Genomic DNA, 6,506 nt, shown 5'->3' on the forward strand with positions numbered 1-6,506 from the left:
AAGTTTTCTCCCTCTCTTTTTTTCCCATGGAGATAGTCTATGCGCAGACACTTGATCAACCGGCCCGTAGTGTCCGGCTTTGGCCGGGCGGAGCGGGGAATCCTGCCGGGAGAACGGCCATGACCGTGACAGCGGGAGCAGCATCGGCGACAGGGGCGGCCCTGGCCGACGGGACGCTTGGCAATGGGCTTGTCCTGGGCGGCGGAGCCGCCGTGGAGGTGCGCGGACTGGCCAAGCGGTTCGGCGAGGTCCAGGCGGTTCGGCAGGTGGATTTCTCAGTGACGTCCGGCGAGCTGTTCGGCTTTCTCGGCCCCAACGGCGCGGGCAAGACCACGACCATCAACATGCTCACCGGGCTGGCCCGACCCGACGCCGGGTCCATCGTCATAGACGGCATCGACTGCGTCAGGCATCCTCGGGCGGCCCAGCATCTCATCGGCGTGGTCCCGGACGAGAGCAACCTGTACCCGGAGATGACTGGCTACGATAATCTCTGCTTTTGCGCCGCCCTCTACGGCATGCGCAAGGCCGAGCGGTGCGAACGGGCGCGTGAACTGCTTGACGTCTTTGGGCTGGCCAAGGCGGCTGATCGCAAGTTCGCGGGTTATTCCAAGGGCATGAAGCGCAAGCTGACCATCGCGGCCGGGATGATCCACCGGCCCAGGATTCTCTTTCTCGACGAACCGACCACGGGCATCGACGTGGCCAGCGCCCGCCAGTTGCGCCAGCTCATCGCCGACCTGCACGCCGGAGGCACCACCGTGTTCCTGACCACCCACTACATCGAGGAGGCGGAGCGGCTGTGCGACCGCATCGCCTTCATCGTGGCGGGCCGCATCGTGCGGGTTGATACCGTGGCCGAACTGGTGCAGCCGGTGATGGACAAGCACGTGGTCCGCATCGCCTGCGATAACGGCATGGCCTGCGGCCTGGGCGACGGGCAGGGCGACGAAGAGGGCGGCATAGGGACCCGGCTGGTGGCCGCCTTTCCCCATCTGCGCTTCACGCTCCCGGCAGGCGGCGGCATCCGGGTGGAGGGCGACGGACCGGTGCGGGTGGGTCCGTTGGTGCGTTTTCTGGAGGATCAGGGTGTCGAGGTGGCCGAGGCGCGACGCATCAGGCCGAGCCTGGAGGACGTGTTTGTCACCATCACCGGCATCGAGGCCGACGCCATGCACGGCGACAGGGAAAAGACGGGAGGTCCGCGATGAACCGTTGGATCGCGTTCTGGAACATTCTGCTCAAGGACATGCGTACCTATTACATGAAGCCGCCCAACATCAGCTGGGGGCTGCTCTTTCCCCTGGCCTGGACCGGCATGTTCTTCATCCGCTCGGGCAGCGGGCTGGAGAGCGTGCCCGCGGTCCTGCCCGGGGTGGTGGCCGTGTCCATTCTCTTCGGCACCACCTCCATGCTGGCTGTGACAGTGACCTTCGAGAAGAAGAACCGCTCCTTCGAGCGGCTGCTGCTCGCGCCCATGCCCTTTGAGCTGCTCATGCTGGCCAAGACGAGCGGGGCCATTCTCTTTGGCACGGCCAACGCCTTTGTGCCGGTGATCATGGCCGCCTTTCTCATGGACCTCTCGGCCGTGAACTGGCTTGTGTTCGTGCCCGCCGTGGTGCTCATCGCCGTGGCCTCGGCCTTTCTCGGCCTGTTCATCGCCGTGGCCGTGAGCGAGGTGTTCGAGGCCCAGACCTTTTCAAACTTCTTCCGGTTTCCCATGATCTTCCTGTGCGGGCTGTTCTTTCCGATCAGTGGGCTGCCCGTGTTCCTCAAGCCGCTGGCCTACGCCCTGCCCCTGACCTACGGGGCCGACGCCCTCCATGGCGCGGTGCATGGGGGGCACATGCTGCCCTACATCGTGGATCTGCTCGTGCTGGGCGCGTTTTGCGCCGTGCTCTTCATGCTCAGTCTGCGCAACATCCGGCGGCGCTGGATAGCCTGAGGCCCGACCCACGCCGCTTTTCCATCCGGCCCACACGCAAGAAGGCCGGACGCCCCGTGGCGTCCGGCCCCATGCATGGCGTCAGAAGGGGAGAGGCCCCCCCATCAGAAGCGTTCGAACTCGTCCCCATCGTCCGGCTTGCCGCCCTTGCGCCCGGACCCACCAGCCGTTGGCAGCGCCTTTGGCCGGACGGCGTCACCCGCCTGCCCGCAGGCTCGGATGGCGCTTTCGAGCCTGAAGAAGCTGATGCTCGTCTCCAGGTCCTGGGAGCGCGAGAAGAGGTGCGTCGCGGTGGAGGCCATCTGCTCCGAGGTCGTGGCGTTCTGCTGGACCTGGGAATCGGAGTCCTGTAGGGCCTTGGTCACCTGGGCGACCCCGGCGTTCTGCTCGCTGGTGGCGGCCGATATTTCATGGATAAGCTCGGCCGTGCTCTGGATGTCGGGCACCATATTCTTGAGCAGCTTGGCCGCCTCCTCGGCCACGGTCACGCTGGAGGAGGAAAGCTCGCTGATGCCCGAGGCCGCGCCGCCGCTACGCTCGGCCAACTTGCGCACCTCTGCGGCCACCACGGCGAAGCCCTTGCCCGCCTCTCCGGCCCGGGCGGCCTCGATGGCGGCGTTGAGGGCCAGCAGATTGGTCTGCCTCGCTATTTCCTCAATGATGCCGATCTCCTCGGCGATCTTTCGCATCGCCTCCAGGGTGCGGGCCACGGCCTTGCCGCCGGTCTCGGCGTTGCGCGCGGCCGTGGTGGCCACGTTCTCGGTCTTGTGGGCGATCTCTGCCGTTTGCTGGATGCTGGAGGATATTTGCTCCATGCTGGCGGAGATCTCCTCGATGCCAGCCGCTTGCTCGGTGGCCCCTTGGGAAACGGTTTCGCTCGCCGCCGCGAACTGGCGGCAGCCGTTGGCCACGTCGGTGGTGATCTCCTGGATGTCGCGGATGGTGTCGGTCAGTTTTTCGCGCATCTCCTTCATGGCCGAGAGGATGATGCCCATTTCGTCGCGCCGGTCCCGGCAGTCTATCTCGCCAAGGTCGCCCTGGGAAATCCGGGAGGCTATGGCCGCGCACTCCCGGATGGGTTCCATGACCGACTTCTGCAAGACCCACAGGATGATGAGGATGGGCGAAACGATCACCACGAGCAGGATGGCTCCGATGACCCACATGACCGTGGAAACCATGGCCTGCTGGTCGGCGATGTCCATGGCCAGGACGATGGTGCCGATCAAATCGCCCCGGTAGTCTTGCACGGGGAACGCGCCCAGCGCCTTGTCGCCCTCTATCATGACGACGGTCGCGGACGACCCCCTGGCGAGCAGATCGCTGGTCACCAGATTCAGGGTTTCGGTGTTTTCTTGGCCGTAGATGAGCACGAATCGGTTGTCGCGGACGGGATTCTTGGTCGGGTCGCGCAGCATGGTGGTGATGGGCAGCAGGTGGGATTCCATGAACAGCAGGGTGCGCATGTTGCCCGAGGACTCCATGCCCTGGAGGATGCCGTCGAATTCGATGAGCACCTCCACGGATCCCAGGTGCGCGTCGCCCGGCCCGGTGACCGGGGCCAGACCTCGGATGGTGAAGCCTCCACTGCCCGGCTCGATGCCCTGCACGGCCTTGTGGTTGCGGTTCACGTCGATGACCGTGCTGCGAAAGCTCGACAGGTCGTCGGAAATGTCCACCCACTGGCCGTCGCGTCTGATCTGCTTCTCGCGCCACATGCGGGCGAGGCTGCGATTGGAGGGCAGATGGAAGTGAAGCTGGAACTTGCTGCCCATGATGGCCTCGTATCCGGCCATGGTCGAGGCAAGGGATTGGCGCAGCATCTCCCGGGCCTCCTGGCCCATGGGGTCGTTCTCATCGCGCATGTCGCCCTGATTGGCCACGGTGAAGGCGTCAACCACCGCCTGCATGCGGCTGAACAGGGCCGCCTGCTCCAGGGCGCTGCCCGACATCAGTCGAACCGACTGCCGGGTCTCCTCCACCTTGGCCTGGATGATCAGCGAGACAAAGGACTCCTCCAGCCTGGCGAACTGGGAATTGAGGGTCAGAAATCCGCCGATGACCATGATCAGTGCGACCACGAGCAGTGGGGCCAGGATTTTTGATCGGATACCCATAGGATACTCCTTGTTTTTCCTCCCCTGTAACGCCGGTGGCTTCTATCGGTCCATTAGAAATGACTCCGCATCACTGCGGATGATCAGGGGGGCCGGAAATCAGCCCCTGTTCTTGGTTCTGGTGGGTATTCCGGCCAGGCAGAGATGGCGGTAGACGCTCGGCACGCTCAGGCCGGAAAGCTGGCTGGCCCTGGTCACGTCGTGATCGCAGACCTCCATCAGGTGCCGGAAATAGGCCTGTTCGCGCAGGGACTTGTATGTCGCATAGGCGAGAACGGGACCGGCCTCTCTGGGGGCGGGCGATGTCTTGGCGGCGGGCTTGCGTCTGCCCTGGTCCAGGGAAGACATGCGGACATGGCTCGGCAGGTGTTTGGGGTACAGTGTGGAGTCCTGCCCGGCCTCGATCACCGCCGCCTCCATGACATTGCCGAGTTCGCGCACGTTTCCCGGCCAGGGGTAGGCGGACAGCGTGGCGGTCAGTTGCTTGGAGAGCTTCCTGCGCGGCAGGGCTTATCTGTCGCAGGACGTGTCGGCGAAACGGGCCGCGAGGCGGATCAGATCGTTGCCGCGCTCGCGAAGGGGGGCAGGGAGATTTCCACGGCGCTTACCCGGTTCGTTGTGCCGCCCGTTCCATCTCCCCTCGCACATAGTCGGACAGCGCGTGGGCGAAATCGGAATAAAGTCGCAGATGCCCCAGATCAAAGGGCGCGGCAAGCCGTGTCAGGCGCAGCATGTCGCCGTCCTCGGCTGCATGCGGCCAGATCCCGGCGAAAAAGAACCCCGCCTCCTCGGCGCGTCCGCACAGGTCAGGCGTGGCTGCCTGGGCCAGAGGCAGGTCGATGTCCACCTTCTCGGCCCCTGCGATTTCCACCAGGTCAATGGCCGCCCGTTGGACTTCCGGCCACTGCCGAGGGTCGGCGCGTCTGACGCGGATCACCCCCTTTTTGAGCCCCATGTCAAAGGAAACCGAATAGTCGCCCGGCATGTCGCCCGGCTGTGGGGAGGCAAGAGGCAGGATTTCGAACGGTCTCCCGATGTTGGCGTAGATGCGCTCCACCATCTCTCGGTGCCGGACCGGCACATGGACCCGGGCCAGAGGCGGCGAGGTCAGATACATGAAGCAATGCAGGTAGGATTCCCGTTGTTCGGGTTTCTCGTCCAGTCCCAGTCCCTTGAACTGCCGGGGCGGGCAGGCTGCCAGGTCCAGGCCGCAGGGCCTGCCGCCCGCCTCCATTGATTGCCGCTGGCTGATGGGGTGGCTGGTCACCGGGTTCAGGGCCAGGCCGAAGAGGCCCATCTCCCGCGCCTTGCCCAAAAGGGATTCGAACAGGGACTCCATGATCTTTCTGCCCCGGTGGGCCGGGGAGACCACCAGGAGCGCCAGCTCCGCCATGGGCACTGGCTCCGGACGCAACAGTCCGGCATGCCCGGCCACTTCGCCGTCCTCGCCCACGGCCACAAAGCTGATGAGCTTGCCGGTGCCGACCAGGTGCAGCATCCCTTCCGGCCTGTAGAAGGCCTCATTCTTGTAGGAATATCCGTAGGCCAGCCAGAATATCCGGGCCACCTGCATGGCCTCGCCGGGCTGGATCGCGCGCGTCTTGTATCGTTGCATCGGGGCCTGCGCAACTTCCTCCCTGACCATGGACCGCGCCTGGGTCATCCCTGACGCTGCCAACGCGTCCACGCCCGGCAGGCGCTTCACCAGGCGCAATGACTTGCCCTGCCGACCGTGATTGATCCAGGACACCTCGTCCACTACATGCCGGATGAGCTTCAACCCCAGCCCTCCCGTCCAGCCCGGATCCACGGCGGGTTCCGGCTCCGTTGTTTTGAGAATCGACGGGTCGAACGGCAGCCCTTCGTCCTGGAAATCCAGGACCAGTTCGGATTCTCGAATTTCGCCGCCGATGAGCACGTCGCCTCGCGTGCCGTCCGGATAGGCGTGGTCGCAGATGTTGAGGAATGCCTCTTCCGTTGCCAGCTCCAGGGCCGCGATCTCCCGCCCGGCCAGCCCGACGGTTTCGGCCAGTTGCCTGACATGCCCCTGCACCAGGGCCAGGAGCCGCCCCTGCGCCGGAACCCGCAACTGCGTCTGTAGAGAGTTGGACATGACCTTCCGGTCCTCCCGCTTCAGTAAGAGTGTTCACACCAGACAAACGCCGCTTGGTCGGAACGAAGCGCAGAACAGAGGATCGCCCTGCGAAATCAATGGTTTCCGATGGATGAGACTGCCTCACCGTACCGGCCACCGCCACGGACCATACGCCGGAATATGGTGGATTTCCAGGAGCAATGAGTCAGTCCGCTGGGGTATCGTGATGGATTCGGGAATCGTCCAACCTGCCCTGCGGGCTGACCGAGATTGGTGACCCTCTTTGACCCAGAGGGGTCAAACCACGCCGAAAACAGACGATCGTGCAACTTGCCGGATAAAAAAGAAA

Annotated in this window: 5 protein-coding genes; 2 read left to right on the plus strand and 3 right to left on the minus strand. The window is 64.5% G+C overall.

Going from position 1 to position 6,506, the window contains the following annotated elements:
* Window positions 1–119: 119 nt before the first annotated feature.
* Window positions 120–1,211: an ABC transporter ATP-binding protein gene (locus QQS14_RS07965; protein ID WP_285906447.1), complete on the plus strand. Its 1,092-nt coding sequence runs from the start codon at window positions 120–122 to the stop codon at window positions 1,209–1,211.
* Complete coding sequence (locus QQS14_RS07970) at window positions 1,208–1,945, plus strand: ABC transporter permease (RefSeq protein WP_285906448.1); 738 nt, start codon at window positions 1,208–1,210, stop codon at window positions 1,943–1,945. Before QQS14_RS07965 ends, QQS14_RS07970 begins: the two co-directional genes overlap by 4 nt.
* Window positions 1,946–2,049: 104 nt before the next feature.
* On the opposite strand, the gene QQS14_RS07975 is transcribed toward QQS14_RS07970, so the two are convergent.
* The 3 genes from QQS14_RS07975 to QQS14_RS07985 form a co-directional block, all read right to left on the minus strand.
* Window positions 2,050–4,062, minus strand: a complete 2,013-nt coding sequence (locus QQS14_RS07975) for a methyl-accepting chemotaxis protein (protein WP_285906449.1) — start codon at window positions 4,060–4,062, stop codon at window positions 2,050–2,052.
* Window positions 4,063–4,161: 99 nt separating this feature from the next.
* The gene (locus tag QQS14_RS07980; RefSeq protein ID WP_285906450.1) at window positions 4,162–4,503 is read right to left on the minus strand and encodes a hypothetical protein; all 342 of its coding nucleotides are present in this window, start codon (window positions 4,501–4,503) and stop codon (window positions 4,162–4,164) included.
* A 163-nt stretch (window positions 4,504–4,666) separates the two neighbouring features.
* On the minus strand, window positions 4,667–6,175 hold the full coding sequence (locus QQS14_RS07985; protein ID WP_285906451.1) for a GNAT family N-acetyltransferase: 1,509 nt from the start codon (window positions 6,173–6,175) through the stop codon (window positions 4,667–4,669).
* Window positions 6,176–6,506: the final 331 nt, after the last annotated feature.

This window comes from Pseudodesulfovibrio pelocollis (genome assembly GCF_030282845.1).
In the GTDB taxonomy this organism is placed as follows: domain Bacteria; phylum Desulfobacterota; class Desulfovibrionia; order Desulfovibrionales; family Desulfovibrionaceae; genus Pseudodesulfovibrio; species Pseudodesulfovibrio pelocollis.

Excerpts from the sequence above, each read along its gene's own strand:
- QQS14_RS07965 (WP_285906447.1), top strand. The coding sequence starts at position 120 with ATGACCGTGACAGCGGGAGCAGCATCGGCGACAGGGGCGGCCCTGGCC.
- QQS14_RS07970 (WP_285906448.1), top strand. The coding sequence starts at position 1,208 with ATGAACCGTTGGATCGCGTTCTGGAACATTCTGCTCAAGGACATGCGT.
- QQS14_RS07975 (WP_285906449.1), bottom strand. The coding sequence starts at position 4,062 with ATGGGTATCCGATCAAAAATCCTGGCCCCACTGCTCGTGGTCGCACTG.
- QQS14_RS07985 (WP_285906451.1), bottom strand. The coding sequence starts at position 6,175 with ATGTCCAACTCTCTACAGACGCAGTTGCGGGTTCCGGCGCAGGGGCGG.